Origin of the sequence: Acinetobacter shaoyimingii (assembly GCF_011578045.1) — a bacterium.
GTDB classification, from domain to species: Bacteria; Pseudomonadota; Gammaproteobacteria; order Pseudomonadales; family Moraxellaceae; genus Acinetobacter; species Acinetobacter shaoyimingii.
In genome coordinates this window covers 2,300,133-2,317,822 of the sequence record NZ_CP049801.1, presented here as the reverse complement: position 1 = coordinate 2,317,822, position 17,690 = coordinate 2,300,133, and the positions used below count along the sequence as shown (strand labels likewise).

Sequence of the window (17,690 nt, the reverse complement as noted above, 5' to 3'; positions counted from 1 at the left end):
TTGGGTACGTTTTTTTATGCATCGGGCGGTATGCCAGCCTATGGCATTTTTAAATGATCTAAGATTTCTTTACACATAGCTCGAACTTAACAGGGGCTCAACAATGACAAATCCAAATCCTTCAGCGGGTTTGCTCGAACGCTTATTTAAACTAAGCGATAACAACACAACCTTCAAGACAGAAGTTATTGCAGGTGTAACCACATTTTTAACCATGTGTTACATCATCATTGTAAATCCTTTGATTCTTTCTGAAACAGGGATGGACCATGGTGCAGTATTTGTTGCGACCTGTTTGGCAGCGGCAATCGGCTGTTTTGTGATGGGTATTGTAGCGAACTATCCAATTGCACTGGCACCAGGTATGGGGCTAAATGCATATTTTACCTATTCGGTTTGTATTGGAATGGGGGTGCCTTGGCAAACCGCATTGGCTGCAGTGTTTGTGTCTGGATTTATTTTCATCGCCATCAGTATGTTTAAGATCCGAGAGGCGATTGTCAACGCAATCCCAATGTCATTAAAGTTTGCTATTGGTGGTGGTATTGGTCTGTTCTTAGCGCTCGTTGCGTTAAAGAATGCAGGCATTATTGTTGATAATAAAGCAACTCTGGTAGGTTTAGGGGATATTAAAGATCCTAAAGTGCTGTTGGCTTTGTTGGGCTTTTTTATGGTGGTTGTAATGCACCATTTCAAAGTTCGTGGTGCCATTATCATCAGTATTTTGGTTATTACTGTATTGGCGACATTGCTCGGTATCAATCAAATGCAAGGTGTAGTGGGTTCTATCCCATCTATTGCACCAACATTTATGCAAATGGATTTTACAGGTTTGTTTGAAGCGAGCTTGGTTGGTGTGATTTTTGTCTTTTTCTTGGTTGATTTGTTTGACTCAACTGGAACTTTAGTTGGTGTTTCGCATCGTGCTGGGTTATTGAAAGATGGTAAATTACCCCGTTTGAAAAAAGCGCTCTTTGCTGACTCTACAGCCATTGTCGCTGGTGCGGCATTGGGTACATCATCGACAACACCGTATATTGAATCATCCGCTGGTGTTGCTGCAGGTGGTCGTACAGGCTTAACTGCTGTGGTCGTGGGCGTGATGTTTTTGCTGTGCTTATTTTTAGCACCACTTGCTCAATCTGTTCCTGGTTTTGCGACGGCACCTGCGTTGTTGTTTGTGGGTGTGCTGATGATTCAAGGTATCACGCATATCGATTGGGATGATATTACAGAAGCAGTGCCTGCGTTCTTAACCATAGTATTTATGCCATTTGCCTATTCAATTGCAGACGGTATTGCGATGGGCTTCATTAGCTATGCACTGGTCAAATTATTTACAGGCAAGGCATCGACTGTGCCGTATATGGTTTGGATTATTGCAGTACTTTGGGTGATTAAATTTTTCGCCTTCGGTGGTTAATATATTAAAGCTAAAAAGGGATGTGGGCAGAACGTTCACATCCTTTTTTTGTTTAATGTGGTTTATGTTTTGCATAGTGTTATTAAAATTCGAAAGATGAGGTTTCAGCATGAATCAAATTGAGCTTATTAAGGCTTTGCCAAAAGCAGAGTTGCACGTCCATATTGAAGGAACATTTGAGCCTGAGCTCATGTTTGAAATCGCACAACGCAATAAAATCGACATCCCTTATCAATCTGTTGAGGATGTGAGACAGGCTTATGATTTTCATAATTTGCAGTCATTTTTAGATATTTATTATGCAGGTGCAAATGTACTGGTCTATGAACAAGACTTTTATGATTTAGCTTGGGCATATTTTGAAAAATGCGCTGAAGATCATGTGGTGCATACCGAAATGTTCTTTGATCCGCAAACGCATACAGATCGTGGTGTGCCTTTTGCAACTGTGATTCAGGGGTTAAAACGTGCCTGCGATGATGCTCAAACGAAGCTTGGGATCAGTTCACATTTGATTATGTGTTTTCTACGTCATTTGAGCGAAGAAGCTGCATTTCAAACTTTAGCGCAAGCTTTACCTTATAAGAATGACATTATTGGGGTGGGTTTAGATTCGAGTGAAGTAGGTCATCCACCATCGAAATTTGAACGAGTATTTGCTAAAGCGCGTGAAGAAGGTTTCTTGATCGTGGCGCATGCTGGCGAAGAAGGCCCTGCTGAATATGTTTGGGAAGCATTGGACTTGCTCAAAGTGAATCGAATTGACCATGGTGTACGTTCAGAAGAAGATGCGCAACTCATGCAGCGTTTGGTTCAAGACAAAATGCCTTTGACAGTTTGCCCATTGAGCAATTTAAAGCTACGTGTTGTTGATGATATGGCAGATCATAATATTCGTCGTTTGTTGCAACAAGGCGTACATGTAACGGTAAATTCAGATGATCCATCTTATTTTGGTGGATATATGAATGATAATTTTATTGCGATTACTGAAGCATTGGATTTAAGTGAAGATGAATTAAAGCAATTGGCGATCAATTCATTTGAGGCTTCATTTATCTCTAGTGAGATAAAACAATCTTGGATTACTAAAATTCAGGCATTGTAAAACGCAATGGTTTAAAATGACGGAAGCAGTGTTATTACACTGCTTTTCTTTATTGTTGGTATTGGAAAATGTCAAAATTTAAAACGGCACTGGTATTAAGCACTGGCTTAATGTTAGGGAGTGGCCATCAAGCGCAAGCAAACTTAACCCAAAAAATGTTAAGTCCCGTGATTGAATATCAATGCAAGCAAGAGCTCAAGCAATCCAAAACTTGGAAAGTTGCAACATTCTTAATGTCGGATGTAAGTAAGGAAAAAATGCAATCGAATGTATGTCAATGTGTTGGAAAGCACGCAGTTGATGATGTTAAAGCTACAGATGTTCTAAAAGCCTCGATAAGCGAAGATGCAAAAAATCAGCTTGTTCGACAAGCGGTATTAAATAGCGTAAAAGGTTGTGTCTCTGAGGTGATCAGCACGCCTTAAATTGCTGATGAACTGCATTTAGACTATCCCACATCATATCCTATGTGATTAAGAATATTGAGCTATAGCAAAGTGTAGAGGTGGTGTTAAGCGTACATTATGGGCGTATCAATATTGAATGATTCCATATGTGTTTCCACGATATGGAATCATTCTAAGATCAGTCTTTTTGACGTGTCATGCTGCGTAATACATTATCCTTATCGATAAAGTGATGTTTTAAAGCAGCTGCGGCATGTCCGACTATCAATAAACCAACGCCCCAAGATAAATAAACATGTAGTGGTTTAACAATTTCTACCAGCTCAGGGTTTTCTTGAACCAAACGTGGAATTTCAAATAAATACAAAACAGGTGCAGGATGACCTGCGCTCCAGCTATATAAGCAGCCAGTGACAGGCATAGCAATCAGCATGATATACAGCAGTAAATGTCCTGCATGCGCTGCGAATTTCATCGCAGGTGACATGGTATTGGGTAATTCAGGAGCAGGGTGGGTGTAGCGCCAGAAAATACGGACAACCACTAAAAATAAAATTACAGTTGCGATATTTTTGTGCAAGGTGATAACTTGGCCTTTAAAGCTACCATCGACATCATAACTTAGAAAGTTACCACTATAAAAACCAATCACCCAAGCAGCAATAAAAATGATTGCCATGATCCAGTGGAGCCATTGAGCTGTTCTTGTGTAATACGCTGAATTATTTTGCATGGTGTATATCCATGGTCGTTCGTTTATAAATTAATCAAGCATTTAAACAAAAAATGAGCTACAAATGAAATGCTGAATTTGAAACGGCTTGATCTATTTATGCAACGGTGTTTATTTGTTTAATAATGCTTTGTTTTTTAACTATATAGGGTTTTTAAATTATTGTTAATTCATGATCAATATAATCTATAAAAACTTATTTTAATACTTTTCACATTTTCTTTGTAATCGGGCACAATACCGCTACTAAATTCACGTAACATTAAGGATTCATTGTGAAAAAATTGATCGCTGCACTTGTACCGCTAACATTGGCATTAACTGCTTGCGTAACAGACACAACAGGTACAACTTCAGGCACTGGTACAGCTTCATCGTTAGGTGGTGGTCTTGCAACAATGGCGATTAAAGTGGGCGTACAAGCGAAATGTGCGACAGAATTGAACAACAATACGTATTGGAAAACTGGTTCAAAACTTCTTACAGAAACACAGGCATCTGAATTACAAACAGAAGTATGTTCATGTGTAGCAGATAAAGCCACAACGACTGTAACGGCTGCTGATATGGTTACCGCTGCATTAGATAAAACATCACAAGCAAGTTTGATTACTCGAGTTGTAACATCATCATTGAATGCATGTGTTATTGAAACTTTGAAAAACTAATTACACACCATTAAACGACTCAATTTTCTTTGATTTAGACCTTAAATCAGGGGAAAATGGGTCGTTTTCTTTTTTGAGGAGTTTGTATGCTCATTGCAGGAGTAGATGAAGCAGGTCGTGGACCTTTAGTTGGTTCAGTGGTTGCTGCTGCGGTAATTTTAGACCCGAATTGTCCAATTGAAGGGTTGAATGACTCAAAAAAATTGACTGAAAAGAAACGTGAAAAGCTTTTTGTGGAAATTCAAGAAAAAGCATTGGCTTGGGCCATTGCAGAAGCTTCTGCACCCGAAATTGATGAATATAATATTTTGCAAGCATCATTGTTGGCTATGCGTAGAGCGGTGGAAAAGCTTAATATTCAGCCTGAGCATGTCTTGGTCGATGGTAATAAAATCCCGCAAGGCTTAGCGATGAGCTGTGATGCGATTATTGGAGGAGATGCATTACATGCTGAAATTTCCGCAGCCAGTATCTTGGCAAAAGTGACCCGAGATCGACAAATGGTGGAACTCGATCGGTTCTATCCACAATTTGGCTTTGCTCAACATAAAGGGTATCCGACGAAAGCTCATTTTGAAGCCATAGCGCAGTACGGTATTATTGATGAGCATCGTCGGAGTTTCGGTCCTGTGAAGAAAGCTTTGAATTTAGAATGATTTATTATTCTGATTTAAACAAATGTATTTAATTTATATATCTGAATCATCTATAAAGCACATATTTAAAGCGGCTATTGAGCCGCTTTAGACGATAAAGACTTTAATCTTAGCGATTAAAATCTTTATCTGTAAAATTCTCTTCTTCGAAATTAGGTTGATATTCTTGATCAATATGTTGAAGGTGTTCATGCATTGCACGCTCGTGTTGAATTCGTTGATAGATTTCTTCACGGTGTACAGACACTTCTTTTGGCGCATTTACACCAATACGAACTTGGTTGCCTTTAACGCCAAGTACAGTAACACTGACTTGATCCCCAATCATTAATGTTTCTCCGACACGACGCGTCAGAATCAGCATGTTTATCTCCTTGCAAACGCTAAACCTGCGATAGTTTTTTCAAAAGCTAAAATACAACCTCAGCATTATAGTAAATTTTAACAGATTATGTGATGAAATACGCAAAATTTCATCTCTATTGAACTTTATCTAATTTGCTATGCCCCTAATATAACAGAGCCACTATAAAAAAAACTACAGTGGCTCTGAATATTTATTCCTATTATTTTGCTAGGAATTGTTAATTTATAAACGATTAAGCACGAACGCTAGATTCGCCACTTTCACGATCTAAACCAAATGCAGTGTGAAGTGCACGTACAGCAAGCTCTAAATACTTTTCATCGATAATCACTGAAATCTTAATTTCTGATGTTGATATCATTAAAATGTTAATGCCTTCTTTTGCAAGAGCAGTGAACATTTTACTTGCAACACCAGCGTGAGAACGCATACCCACACCAACGATTGACACTTTAACGATGTCTGAACGTGTCGCTACTTCGCGTGCACCAATTTCTTTAGCAGTCGCTTCTAAAATTGCTTTCGCTTTTGGTAATTCACCACGATTTACAGTAAATGTAAAATCAGTTGTACCATCTTCTTCAACGTTTTGGATAATCATATCCACTTCAACGTTTGCTTCACCAATAGGGCTTAAGATATTAGAAGCAATACCAGGTTTATCAGGCACGCCTAAAATCGTTAACTTTGCTTCATCGCGGTTAAACGCGATACCTGAGATAATTGGTTGTTCCATTTTGTCTTCCGCTTCAGTGGTGATTAGTGTCCCGACATTTTGTTTAAAATCTTCGTCGAATGCGCCATCATTGTCATTATCAAAACTTGATAATACGCGTAGAGGCACTTGGTATTTACCTGCAAATTCTACAGAGCGAATTTGTAAAACTTTAGAACCAAGTGATGCCATTTCTAGCATTTCTTCAAAAGAAATACGATCAACTTTTTTTGCTTTTGGTGCAACGCGTGGGTCGGTAGTATAAACACCGTCCACGTCTGTATAAATTTGACATTCATCTGCTTTTAATGCTGCAGCAAGTGCAACACCAGAAGTATCAGAACCACCACGCCCTAAAGTTGTGGTGTTGCCATTTTCATCAAAGCCTTGGAAACCAGCAACAACAAGTACACGGCCAGCATCTAAATTCTCAGTCAATACATCTGTATCAATCGATTCAATACGAGCTTTGGTAAATGCGCTGTCGGTTTTAATACCAACCTGGCGACCAGTCAGTGATTTTGCTTCAACTCCAATCGAGTTAAGCGCCATCGCTAACATAGAAATCGTAACCTGTTCACCGGTAGAAACCATTTGGTCAAGTTCACGCGGGTCGGGGGTTTCGGTAATGGCCTTCGCTAAAGCAAGTAAACGATTGGTTTCGCCACTCATTGCTGATACGACAACCACTACCTTGTGGCCATGGTCATGCCAGCGCTTTACACGACGAGCAACATTTAAAATGCGCTCGGGAGTACCCATAGAGGTACCGCCATATTTTTGAACGATTAATGCCATAGTTGTTCCATAAAAGCCATGACCCTGACTGAACCTTCATCAGGGTCCGTTACACAAAAAGTGAAGTCTTATTTTGCTGCAAGCCAAGCAGGTAATTCTGCCATAACAGTTGCAAACTTCTCGTTAAGTGGCGCGCCACCTTGTGCCAAGTCAGGTTTACCACCACCTTTACCACCAAGCTCAGTTGCCAAGTGTTTGATGATGTCACCTGCTTTAATAGAAGCAGTAAAGTCTTTCGCTACAGATGCAATGAGACTGACTTTATCACCCTCGACACCAGCAAGTACAATGACTGCATTTTCTAATTTTGATTTCACACCGTCATGTAGGTTACGAAGTGATTTCGCATCCATGTTTTGAACAGTGGTGATTAACGTTTCACGACCAGCAATCGTTTGAACTTGACTTAAAAGTTCAGCTGCTTGGAAGTGCGCTAATTTTTGATTCAATTGTTCGATTTGCTTTTGTAAGCTAGATGCTGTGTCAACAACCGCTTCAACTTTCTCTAAAGTTTGATCTTTTTGTGCTTTCAAAATACCGTTGATGGTATGAATATCACGATCAGCTTTTTGAGCAACTTCAACTGCTTTAGTACCTGTCACTGCTTCAATACGACGTACACCTGCTGCTACACCACCTTCAGAAGTGATTTTGAACAGACCGATATCGCCAGTGCGTTTTACATGGATACCACCACAAAGTTCGATTGAGAAATTTTTCTCATCAATCACTGAACCCATAGAAAGTACACGAACTTCGTCACCATATTTTTCACCGAACAACATCATTGCACCTTTTGCTTTCGCAGATTCGATGTCGAGCAGTTCGGTTGTTACAGCTGTGTTTGCAATCACTTCAGCATTGACAAGACGTTCAATTTCTTGCAACTGTTCAAATGTCACAGGTTGGTCATTGGCAAAGTCAAAACGTAAAATGTCTGAAGCAACCAATGAACCTTTTTGCTGTACGTGCGTGCCCAAGATTTGACGAAGGGCAGCATGTAACAAGTGAGTCGCAGAGTGGTTACGTGCAGTTGCAGCACGGATATCGGCTTTCACAACAGCTTCAACAGATTGAGTTGCTTTTAAGCTACCCATGGTCACGATACCTTGGTGTACAAATGCGCCACCCGATTTTTTGGTATCTTGAACTTCAAAAATACCTGTATCGTTTTTGAAGATACCTGTGTCACCAATTTGACCACCGCTTTCTGCATAGAACGGTGTTTGGTTTAATACGATGAGCGCTTCGTCACCTTCAACCACTTCATCTACTTGTTCGCCATCTTTATAGATCGCAACAATTTGACCTTGACCTTGAGTTGCGTCATAGCCATCAAACTGAGTTTCGCCATCAACTTTCACAACACTGTTGTAGTCGATCGCGAATTTACCTGCATCACGTGCACGTTGACGTTGAGCAGCCATTTCAACTTCAAAGCCAGCTTCGTCAATCGTCAACTCACGTTCACGTGCGATATCAGCAGTTAAGTCAGTCGGGAAGCCGTAAGTATCGTAAAGTTTAAATACAGTTTCGCCTGGAATGACATTGCCTTTAAGATTTGATAATTCACCTTCGAGCAATTTCAAACCTTGTTCAAGTGTTTTTGCGAATTGTTCTTCTTCTTTAATTAGAGCTGCTTCAATACGAGCTTTTTGAGCTTCAAGTTCTGGATATGCTGCACCCATTACCTCAATTAACGGTTGAAGCATTTTGTAGAAGAATGTACCAGTCGCACCAAGTTTGTTGCCGTGACGAACTGCACGACGGATAATACGACGTAATACATAACCACGACCTTCATTCGATGGGTTTACACCATCAGCGATGAGGAAGCAGCAAGAACGTGCATGGTCAGCAACCACTTTTAAAGAGGCAGGATAATCAACAGGTTTGTTTTCTGCTTGCGCTTTTGCTTCAAGTTCAGTGGTATCTAGACCAATGATTTCAGCAGCAGCTTTTAATAAGTTTTGGAATAGATCGATTTCATAGTTTGAGTTCACGTGTTGAAGAACTGCTGAAATACGCTCTAAGCCCATACCTGTATCAACAGAAGGTGCTGGAAGAGGGTGCAATACGCCATCAGCAGTACGGTTGAACTGCATGAATACGTTATTCCAGATTTCGATGAAACGGTCGCCATCTTCTTCAGGAGTACCTGGTAAGCCACCCCAGATATGATTACCATGGTCAAAGAAAATTTCTGAACATGGACCGCAAGGACCTGTATCACCCATTGCCCAGAAGTTATCAGATGCGTATTTTTCGCCTTTGTTATCACCAATACGGATAATACGGCTTGCATCTAGACCAACTTCTTTGTTCCAGATGTCGAATGCTTCATCATCAGTATGATAAACGGTCACATAAAGTTTATCTTTAGGAAGAGCTAACCATGCATCGCCAGTGAGGAATTCCCATGCGAATTTGATGGCATCACGTTTGAAGTAATCACCAAACGAGAAGTTACCTAACATTTCAAAGAATGTATGGTGACGTGCGGTATAACCGACGTTGTCTAAATCGTTATGTTTACCACCAGCACGAACACATTTTTGTGATGTCGTTGCACGAACATAATCACGTTTTTCTAAGCCAAGGAAGCAGTCTTTAAACTGGTTCATCCCTGCATTAGTAAATAAAAGGGTCGGGTCATTGGCCGGTACCAGAGAACTCGACGCGACACGTGTATGCCCTTGCGATTCAAAATAACGCAAAAATGCTTCACGAATTTCAGCGGATGTCATAAAACGAGTACTCACAACCAAGTCACTCCATAATTTTCAAATTGGCTAATAGTGTAACTGTGCATATTCATAAATGATGATTTGCCACAGCACACGGGCTTAAAATTTTTAAACGCCAAATTATAACGGAAAAAGAAATATGCACCAATGATTTTAAAGTGTTTTGGTGACAATTCTCTTTAAAGAGAATTTTTATACAGTGTTTATCTAAAATGATAAAGCCTAGAAGTGATAACAATGGTCAAGGTGGTGTGTATATGTTGTTTTTTTAAGCACAAAACCCTAAATCTTTTTTCATTGAATTAGCTTTGAGGCAAAACATTGCTTTTTATAAGTTTTTTTTAAACCATTCATTCTAAATTTTGATGATAATTTTGCTAAAATACATCGAACTATAACCAATCAACAATTCACTGCTGATTCAAGGATTGCTATTTTCAGATCTTATTTTTTAATAAAAGGTTAAATCATGAGGATGGTGGTAAAGACTCATCAGAATTGCTGAAAACGCTTAAACTTAGATTTTATATCTGTAATCCTCTGAAATCTATTACTATAGCCATAGAGTCTTCTTTTTAATCTTTTAAGGGTCACTGATGCAACGAATAGCAATCAATGGATTTGGACGAATTGGTCGTAATGTTTTGCGTGCTTGGTTTGAAAATCCAAAACAGTTTCACTTTGATATTGTTGCGATTAATGATGTTGCAGACGTTGAAACCTTAATGCATTTGTTTAAATACGACACGACACATGGTCGTTTTCAGGGGCAAGTGGATTTAAGTTATGAAGATGAGCAAGTGTATTTGCATATTGTTTGTGGAGAGCAACAACTTAAAGTGCAAGTGCATTCTATTGCTGATCCTGAAAAATTACCTTGGGACAAGATGAATGTCGATGTTGTGCTCGAATGTACAGGACTGTTTCGTTCTAGAGATGCAGCGAGTCAACATTTAAAAGCAGGTGCGAAACGCGTGATTATTGGCGCTGCACCTTTTGATACTGTGGATGCTGCAATTGTTTATGGTGTTAATCACGACGAAGTAAAACCAACAGACCGAATTATTTCCAGTGTGTCCTGTACGACTCAAGCTTTAGTACCTTTGGTCAAGATTCTGGATGATGCTTTTGGAATAGATACAGCGCTGATGACAGAAATTCATGCATTAACCGCAGATCAATCGGTTTTAGATCATGCTCATCGTGATTTACGACGTGCCCGTGCATCAAGTCAAAATATTATTCCGACCACATCCTCAGCTTTAGGTGCTTTAAAACGTGTCATGCCGAAAATGGAAGATCGTATTGACGGTTACTCAATACGTGTGCCTACGGTCAATGTTGCAGCGATTGATTTAACCTTTACCTCACCATCACCAATGACTTCACACCTTGTAAATGAAGTCATGATTAAAGCTGCTCGGTTTGATTATCGTGAAATTATGGATGTAACGGATGAACCATTGGTATCATCCGATTTTAATCATTCGCCATTTTCGCTTATTGTTGATTTGACACAGACCATGGTCGTTGGTAGACAAGCCAAAGTGTTTGCTTGGTATGATAATGAATGGGGCTACGCAAATCGTTTATTGGATTTGTGTGAGTCGTTTTGTTCAGTTTAAATGATGATGATTTCATATTACGTGAAATCAAGTGTAATGAGTAAAACAAAGCCATTCTGTTTTCTTATGTCCTGTGCACCAAATACGGTAAAATTGATTCAAATTTTATGTTTGTTTTCTCAAAAGTCAGGTGCACAGCGAAAACGAACGTGGTAGACTAGGAGAAATCGGGTGTGTTCCCGATTTTTTTATGCGGATTTGTTCCGCACTGACAGGATTTAGGTTTACAACATGCCCATTTCAGAGACATGGTTATTACCTGATGGTGTAGCTGATGTGTTACCAGAGCAGGCGCAAGTCATTGAGACTTTACGTCGCGAAGCATTAGATTTCCTCGCTTCACGAGGTTATCAGTTGGTGTACACGCCATTTATCGAATACATCGAATCTCTCTCTTCTCTTTCAGAATCGAATCAAGATTTAGACTTAGCCACTTTTAAAGTGATCGACCAATTATCAGGTCGTTTACTGGGTGTGCGTGCCGATATGACACCACAAGTGGCACGTATCGATGCGCATGTACATCCACAAGAGGGTGTGGCTCGTTACTGCTATGCAGGTACAGTTTTACATACCAAACCACAAGGTTTTAATACCACTCGTGCACCACTTCAGTTAGGTGCAGAGTTGTTTGGTTCAGACAGTATTGATGCAGACGTTGAGATGATCGACGTGATGTTGAATTTGCTGAATACAGTAAATTACAGTGAAGGAATCCATCTTGACTTGGGTCATGTAGGTTTGTTCCGTAGTTTGGTGAAGCATGCTGGTTTAAGTAAAGCAATCGAGCGTCATCTTTCTGATTTGTATCAACGTAAAGCTTTGCCAGAATTGGCAGAATTCACTGCAACTTTAAATAATGGTCAAGACTTTTATGTGCTTGGTCGTTATGCAAGTGATTTGGATACGCTTGAAAGCAAACTCAGTGCTGAAATTTTTACAGATATTGCGTTTAAACAAGCATTTGATGCATTAAAAACCACCAAAGCTGAAATTCAAGCACGTTGGCCAAACCTGCATATTGGTATTGATGTTGTAGAACTGCGTTCTTATCACTATCACACAGGTTTAATGTATGCCGTATATGCGCCAAACCGTGCAGCCCCATTGGCTCAGGGTGGACGTTATGATGGTATTGGCGAACACTTTGGACGTGCGCGTCCAGCAACAGGTTTCTCTTGTGACTTATATGCTTTAAGCGCAGGTCAATTTGAAACGATTGCAGTGGTTGTTGCCCCTAAAGGCACACAAGCAGATTTAATTCAAGCGATTCAGCAAACACGTGAACTCGGTTTCAGCGTGGTGCAATTGTTAGGCAATGATGATATTCAGTCCATTCCACATGCAACACACCAATTGGTGAAAGCATCGGGTGAGTGGACAGTTAAACAGATTTAATCGCTTATCTATTTTGGTTAATAGATAAGTTCTCTAATTTCAACAGCATGATGCAATGAGGCTATTATGGGCAAGAATGTTGTGGTACTTGGTACCCAATGGGGCGACGAAGGTAAAGGTAAAATCGTTGACCTGCTCACTGATCAAGCGGCTGCGGTTGTTCGCTATCAAGGTGGACACAATGCAGGTCATACACTTGTCGTAGGTGGTAAGAAAACAGTTCTTCACCTCATTCCATCTGGTATCTTACGTGAAAACGTATTGTGCTTAATTGGTAATGGTGTTGTTCTTTCGCCTGAAGCTTTAATTAAAGAAATGGACATTTTAGAGAAAGAAGGCGTGCCTGTACGTGAGCGTTTACGTATTTCTCCAAACTGTCCGCTTATTCTTCCACATCACATTGCGCTTGACCAAGCGCGTGAGAAAAAACGTGGTAATGCAAAAATTGGTACAACAGGCCGTGGTATTGGTCCTGCGTACGAAGATAAAGTTGCACGCCGTGCAGTACGTGTTGCTGACTTGGTTCGTGGTGGTGAGCATCTTAAGGCGCAACTTGAAGAACTGCTTGAATACCATAACTTCCAATTGACTCAATTCTTCGGTGTTGAAGCAGTTAAAGTTGAAGATGTTCTTGCACTTTGTGATGAATGGCGCAAAGTCATCAAACCAATGGTGATTGATGTTACTGGCGAATTGCACGCTTTCCGTAAAGCGGGCAAGAAAATCATGTTTGAAGGTGCACAAGGCTCGCTTCTTGATGTTGACCACGGTACATACCCATATGTCACTTCTTCAAACACAACTGCTGGTGGCGTAAGCTCAGGTTCAGGCCTTGGTCCATTACACCTAGACTATGTGCTTGGTATCACGAAGGCATACACAACACGTGTAGGCGCTGGTCCATTCCCAACTGAACTTGTTTATGATGCTGCTAACGATGTTGGTGATGCAATTGGTAAACATTTAGGTACTGTGGGTTCTGAATTTGGTGCGTCTACTGGTCGTCAACGTCGTTGCGGTTGGTTCGATGCTGAAATTCTTCGTCGTTCAGTAGAAGTAAACTCACTTTCTGGTATTTGCTTAACTAAACTTGACGTTCTTGATGGTTTAGAAGAAGTTAAAATCTGTGTAGGTTATGAAGCTGCAGATTCTGGTTGTGTCGGTTCTTCTGATGCACTTGCGTTCGAAACTTTAAAACCAATCTATGAAACAATGCCTGGTTGGTCTGAGTCTACTTTCGGCGCTAAATCACTGGATCAATTGCCACAAGCGGCAATTAACTATGTGAAACGTCTTGAGCAATTGATTGAATGTCCAATTGACATCATTTCAACGGGTCCAGACCGTGAAGAAACAATTGTTTTACGTCATCCATTTGACGCTTAAGACTTATAAATAGAAAAAAGCTCCTTCGGGAGCTTTTTTTCTATATTAAATAATAAATTAAATAATAAATTAGATCGTTAATTAATCTGACTTAATCATATATAATAGTAAATTAAGCCTTCGGCTTTATAAAAAAATTAAGACTTAAAAATCAAAAAATAAAGGTGAAATTCATGTTGAATAAAAACTTAGTATTAACATTTGGAGTTGTTGTTGGTTTAAGTGGTTGTACCACGGTCGCAGAGTTAACAGGAAATGATTCGGCTACGCTGAATATGAATGCTGCTCAGGATTATCAACTTTTGGTCGATAGTGCTAAATCGCAAAAAGCTTTAGACACCACATCATCTACATATAAACGTGTAAACGCTGTTTTTCTAAAAATGAAACCTTATGCAGATCAAGCTAATCAAACAGGACAAGCCTTTGATTGGAAATTGAGTGTATTCAAATCTGATGATTTAAATGCCTTTGTGATGCCAGGTGGAAAGGTTGTATTCTTTACAGGGATTGTAAATAAACTGAAACTCACCGATGCTGAAATTGCTGCCATCATGGGGCATGAAATGACCCATGCATTGGAAGAGCATTCTAAGCGCAGTGCGGGTGCAACAAAAATCACCAACTTGGCTGTCAAATTCGGTAAAGATTATGCAGGTCAAAAACTTGGAGATATGGGGACAAAAGCAGTCGATATAGGCAGTAAATATGGTGTTGGTTTGCCGTATTCACGCAGCCTTGAGTCGAAAGCTGACCGTGGTGGTTTAATGCTGATGGCAAAAGCAGGATATAACCCTGAGGCTGCCATTACCGTTTGGGAAAAAATGAATAAAGCTGATGGTGGTAGTACCAATGGTGTGCAAAAATTCACATCAACACATCCATCCAACAATGATCGTATTACCGATTTGAAAAAAAGTATGCCTGAAGCCAAACAACTTTATGCTGCAAGTCAAAAAAGAAAATAAACACTGATTTTGAAGTCTTTAAGCAAAAGATGCCTTAGGGCATCTTTTTTACAGACTAAAGTGTAGTTTCGAACCTGATAAAATTAGGTTAAAAATCAGTTTAAAATAAAATGAATCTAAGCTTATGACAATACAACCCAATATAGCAAAAACCATTTTTTATTCATTACTTTTTGCTATGGGGGGTGCACCAACCATAGCGATGCTCATCATTCGAGCGCAAACTTCAGATCCACAATTGATTTATCAAGCTTTGATTGGGTTGTCAGTGGTTATTGCCTGTATATTGGTGCCTATTATCTTGATACAGAATACTTTATTAATCATCAAAAGAAATAATATCAATGTTGAAAATCACATTGCTACGGTGGGTCATTTTTATTTGGCCTTGAATATATTGTGTTTAATTTACTGGTTAGGTATTCAATTTTTAAATAAATAGCTGATTACAAAAATCATATTTAAATCAAGAGAATGCTATTTCTATAGACAAGTTAGCTCGAATATAATTCAGCTTAATATTGATTGACGATATTAATTTTTTAATGGGTGGAGTTCACAATAATGAAAAGCTCAATAATCAATAAAATCACGAACAAAAATGTGTTCATGAGTATATTGGCTGTTTCAACAATTACGATTTCAGGCTGTGCGACTTTTGCTGATATGGCTGGAGCAGATACAGCGACATTAAATGCATCTGCGGCACAGAGTTATAACCAAGCTATCAGTGAGGCGAGAAGCAAGGGGTTGTTAGATACGAGTTCAACAACGTATCGACGTATTACTAATGTCTATAATCGTTTACGTCCATATGCAGATCAGATGAATCAAACTGGGCAAGCATTCCAGTGGCAAGTGTCTGTGATTAAATCCAATGAGCTTAATGCTTCTGTGTTGCCTGGTGGTAAAGTTGTTTTCTATACAGGGATTGTTGATCGTTTAAATCTAACGGATGCCGAAATTGCTGCCATCATGGGGCATGAGATGGTGCATGCTTTAGAAGAACACGCAAAAAGTAAAATGGGTTCACAGGCGCTTACTAACTTAGCCTTAGGCGTTGGTTTGAGTGCTGCAGGTGTGGGTGATGGTGGTGCTGCGTTGGCTCAAATCGGATCACAGTTGGGGGTTGGCCTACCATATTCACGTAATTTAGAAAGCCGTGCTGATGAAGGTGGCTTAATGTTAATGGCGCGTGCTGGTTATAATCCTCAGGCTGCAATTACATTGTGGGAAAAAATGGCTAAGGCGAGCAGTGGTGGTAGTCCTTCATTCTTATCTACACACCCATCAAACGCTCAACGTATTCAAGCCATGCAAAAGAATTTGCCTGCAGCTCAAGCGATTTATAATCAAAATCGTCGATAGTCTTACCGCTTTAAGATAAAAAAGGATGCTGAGGCATCCTTTTTTAATGTATTTTTTGATGATTTATCTATTATTAAATCAATAATTTGAATTCGATTTACATAAAATCAGAGTAACAACTTGCCTTAATTTTGTATTAAAAAAAGCAGTGTTTTGTTTTATGCTCATGGCGCAGGGTTGGGTTGTTGTTTGTGAATAGCCTCAATGCCTTGTAATATCTCATCTGATAAGTCTATATCAAAAGCATCGATATTTTCCTTCAGTTGATCTAGATTGGTTGCGCCAATAATGGTTGAGGTGACAAAGAACTGCTGTTTAATGAAAGCTAAAGCAAGCTGCGTTAAAGTTAAACCATGTTTTTCTGCGAGCTGTGCGTACTGTTCAGTTGCCCATTCACTTTCTGGGTTGCTGTAGCGACTAAAACGAGAGAATAAAGTTACACGTGCATTGGCAGGACGAGCACCATTGCGGAATTTTCCAGTCAGGTATCCGAAAGCAAGTGGTGAATAAGCCAATAAGCCAACACCTTCATAATGCGCAATTTCAGACATACCTGTCTCATAAGTGCGATTCAGTAAGCTATATGGGTTTTGCACACTGACAAATTTTTCTAAACCTAATTTTTCAGCCAAATGTAAGAATTTTAAAGTACCCCACGGTGTTTCGTTGGAAAGGCCAATATAACGAATACGCCCTTTTTTTACTTCATCACTTAATGCTGACAACGTTTCTTCTAAGGCGGTCACTTCACGCTGTTCATTGGTATCTTGATTACCATAGCCGAGTTTACCAAAGAAAGTGGTTGGGCGTTGTGGCCAGTGCAATTGATAGAGGTCGATATAATCTGTTTGTAGGCGCTTTAAATTACCATCTAGCGCACTTTCAATATCGGCTTTATTGAATCGTGTTTGACCATCACGGATATGGCTACCGCCTTGTGAAGGACCTGCAATTTTAGAGGCAATAAACAATTGGTCACGTCCACCACGCTGTGTAATCCAGTTGCCTAAAATGCTTTCTGTTGCACCTTGTGTTTCTGGTTTGGGAGGGACGGGGTACATCTCGGCGGTATCCCAAAAATTGAGTCCGCGATCGAGGGCATATTCGAGCTGTTCAAAAGCCTCAGACTGCGTATTTTGCTCACCAAATGTCATGGTGCCTAAACAAATCTCTGGAACTAAAATACCCGTATTGGCAAGTGGTTTAAATTGCATGCAGGATTTTCCTTATTCTCTATATTGTATAAAAGTATGATTATCTTAGCTGAGATTGTGGATTTGCTTAATTCTAAAATCTAAAAAACTTATGTATAAAAAATACAAG

16 protein-coding genes are annotated in these 17,690 nt (G+C 39.7%); 11 read left to right on the top strand and 5 right to left on the bottom strand.

The genetic code is table 11. The features are described 5' to 3' along the window. Window positions 1-103: 103 nt before the first annotated feature. From G8E00_RS10415 to G8E00_RS10405, 3 genes are all read left to right on the top strand, one after another. Window positions 104-1,423: an NCS2 family permease gene (locus G8E00_RS10415; protein WP_166224383.1), complete on the top strand. Its 1,320-nt coding sequence runs from the start codon at window positions 104-106 to the stop codon at window positions 1,421-1,423. Between the two features lie 109 nt (window positions 1,424-1,532). Then, on the top strand, window positions 1,533-2,531 hold the full coding sequence (locus G8E00_RS10410; RefSeq protein ID WP_166224380.1) for an adenosine deaminase: 999 nt from the start codon (window positions 1,533-1,535) through the stop codon (window positions 2,529-2,531). A gap of 68 nt (window positions 2,532-2,599) precedes the next feature. Then, entirely contained in the window at window positions 2,600-2,956 is a 357-nt protein-coding gene (locus G8E00_RS10405; protein WP_166009180.1) for a hypothetical protein, read from the top strand. 160 nt (window positions 2,957-3,116) lie between these two features. On the opposite strand, the gene G8E00_RS10400 is transcribed toward G8E00_RS10405, so the two are convergent. Next, window positions 3,117-3,671 carry a cytochrome b gene (locus G8E00_RS10400; protein ID WP_166224377.1) on the bottom strand — a complete coding sequence of 185 codons (555 nt, stop codon included), beginning with the start codon at window positions 3,669-3,671 and terminating at the stop codon, window positions 3,117-3,119. 275 nt (window positions 3,672-3,946) lie between these two features. Between G8E00_RS10400 and G8E00_RS10395 the strand changes: the two genes are divergently transcribed. Further along, window positions 3,947-4,339 carry a hypothetical protein gene (locus tag G8E00_RS10395; RefSeq protein ID WP_166224374.1) on the top strand — a complete coding sequence of 131 codons (393 nt, stop codon included), beginning with the start codon at window positions 3,947-3,949 and terminating at the stop codon, window positions 4,337-4,339. An 86-nt stretch (window positions 4,340-4,425) separates the two neighbouring features. Continuing rightward, the gene (gene rnhB / locus G8E00_RS10390; RefSeq protein WP_166009186.1) at window positions 4,426-4,995 is read left to right on the top strand and encodes a ribonuclease HII; all 570 of its coding nucleotides are present in this window, start codon (window positions 4,426-4,428) and stop codon (window positions 4,993-4,995) included. Window positions 4,996-5,104: 109 nt separating this feature from the next. On the opposite strand, the gene csrA is transcribed toward rnhB, so the two are convergent. From csrA to alaS, 3 genes are all read right to left on the bottom strand, one after another. Continuing rightward, entirely contained in the window at window positions 5,105-5,359 is a 255-nt protein-coding gene (gene csrA / locus G8E00_RS10385) for a carbon storage regulator CsrA (RefSeq protein ID WP_166009188.1), read from the bottom strand. 235 nt (window positions 5,360-5,594) lie between these two features. Beyond that, window positions 5,595-6,875 carry an aspartate kinase gene (locus G8E00_RS10380; RefSeq protein WP_166009190.1) on the bottom strand — a complete coding sequence of 427 codons (1,281 nt, stop codon included), beginning with the start codon at window positions 6,873-6,875 and terminating at the stop codon, window positions 5,595-5,597. Window positions 6,876-6,943: 68 nt separating this feature from the next. Then, complete coding sequence (alaS, locus tag G8E00_RS10375; protein WP_171522898.1) at window positions 6,944-9,637, bottom strand: alanine--tRNA ligase; 2,694 nt, start codon at window positions 9,635-9,637, stop codon at window positions 6,944-6,946. Between the two features lie 581 nt (window positions 9,638-10,218). On the opposite strand from alaS, the gene G8E00_RS10370 reads away from it, so the two are divergent. From G8E00_RS10370 to G8E00_RS10345, 6 genes are all read left to right on the top strand, one after another. Then, window positions 10,219-11,247: a type I glyceraldehyde-3-phosphate dehydrogenase gene (locus G8E00_RS10370; protein ID WP_166224371.1), complete on the top strand. Its 1,029-nt coding sequence runs from the start codon at window positions 10,219-10,221 to the stop codon at window positions 11,245-11,247. A gap of 231 nt (window positions 11,248-11,478) precedes the next feature. Further along, window positions 11,479-12,645, top strand: a complete 1,167-nt coding sequence (locus G8E00_RS10365; protein WP_166224368.1) for an ATP phosphoribosyltransferase regulatory subunit — start codon at window positions 11,479-11,481, stop codon at window positions 12,643-12,645. Window positions 12,646-12,711: 66 nt separating this feature from the next. Then, on the top strand, window positions 12,712-14,031 hold the full coding sequence (locus G8E00_RS10360) for an adenylosuccinate synthase (protein WP_166009196.1): 1,320 nt from the start codon (window positions 12,712-12,714) through the stop codon (window positions 14,029-14,031). Window positions 14,032-14,204: 173 nt separating this feature from the next. Continuing rightward, window positions 14,205-14,999: a M48 family metallopeptidase gene (locus G8E00_RS10355; RefSeq protein WP_166009198.1), complete on the top strand. Its 795-nt coding sequence runs from the start codon at window positions 14,205-14,207 to the stop codon at window positions 14,997-14,999. A gap of 130 nt (window positions 15,000-15,129) precedes the next feature. After that, a complete protein-coding gene (locus G8E00_RS10350; protein ID WP_166010030.1) occupies window positions 15,130-15,441 on the top strand; it encodes a hypothetical protein in 312 nt (103 codons plus the stop codon). Window positions 15,442-15,608: 167 nt separating this feature from the next. Then, entirely contained in the window at window positions 15,609-16,367 is a 759-nt protein-coding gene (locus G8E00_RS10345) for a M48 family metallopeptidase (RefSeq protein ID WP_406741385.1), read from the top strand. Window positions 16,368-16,531: 164 nt separating this feature from the next. On the opposite strand, the gene G8E00_RS10340 is transcribed toward G8E00_RS10345, so the two are convergent. Then, window positions 16,532-17,581, bottom strand: a complete 1,050-nt coding sequence (locus G8E00_RS10340; protein ID WP_166224365.1) for an NADP(H)-dependent aldo-keto reductase — start codon at window positions 17,579-17,581, stop codon at window positions 16,532-16,534. Between the last annotated feature and the right edge of the window lie 109 nt (window positions 17,582-17,690).

Bases quoted from the DNA above. Each gene is read 5' to 3' on its own strand.
- csrA (WP_166009188.1), bottom strand. From the start codon at position 5,359: ATGCTGATTCTGACGCGTCGTGTCGGAGAAACATTAATGATTGGGGAT.
- G8E00_RS10360 (WP_166009196.1), top strand. From the start codon at position 12,712: ATGGGCAAGAATGTTGTGGTACTTGGTACCCAATGGGGCGACGAAGGT.
- G8E00_RS10405 (WP_166009180.1), top strand. From the start codon at position 2,600: ATGTCAAAATTTAAAACGGCACTGGTATTAAGCACTGGCTTAATGTTA.
- G8E00_RS10365 (WP_166224368.1), top strand. From the start codon at position 11,479: ATGCCCATTTCAGAGACATGGTTATTACCTGATGGTGTAGCTGATGTG.
- G8E00_RS10380 (WP_166009190.1), bottom strand. From the start codon at position 6,875: ATGGCATTAATCGTTCAAAAATATGGCGGTACCTCTATGGGTACTCCC.
- G8E00_RS10415 (WP_166224383.1), top strand. From the start codon at position 104: ATGACAAATCCAAATCCTTCAGCGGGTTTGCTCGAACGCTTATTTAAA.
- G8E00_RS10410 (WP_166224380.1), top strand. From the start codon at position 1,533: ATGAATCAAATTGAGCTTATTAAGGCTTTGCCAAAAGCAGAGTTGCAC.
- G8E00_RS10400 (WP_166224377.1), bottom strand. From the start codon at position 3,671: ATGCAAAATAATTCAGCGTATTACACAAGAACAGCTCAATGGCTCCAC.
- rnhB (WP_166009186.1), top strand. From the start codon at position 4,426: ATGCTCATTGCAGGAGTAGATGAAGCAGGTCGTGGACCTTTAGTTGGT.
- G8E00_RS10370 (WP_166224371.1), top strand. From the start codon at position 10,219: ATGCAACGAATAGCAATCAATGGATTTGGACGAATTGGTCGTAATGTT.
- G8E00_RS10355 (WP_166009198.1), top strand. From the start codon at position 14,205: ATGTTGAATAAAAACTTAGTATTAACATTTGGAGTTGTTGTTGGTTTA.
- G8E00_RS10340 (WP_166224365.1), bottom strand. From the start codon at position 17,581: ATGCAATTTAAACCACTTGCCAATACGGGTATTTTAGTTCCAGAGATT.
- G8E00_RS10345 (WP_406741385.1), top strand. From the start codon at position 15,609: ATGAGTATATTGGCTGTTTCAACAATTACGATTTCAGGCTGTGCGACT.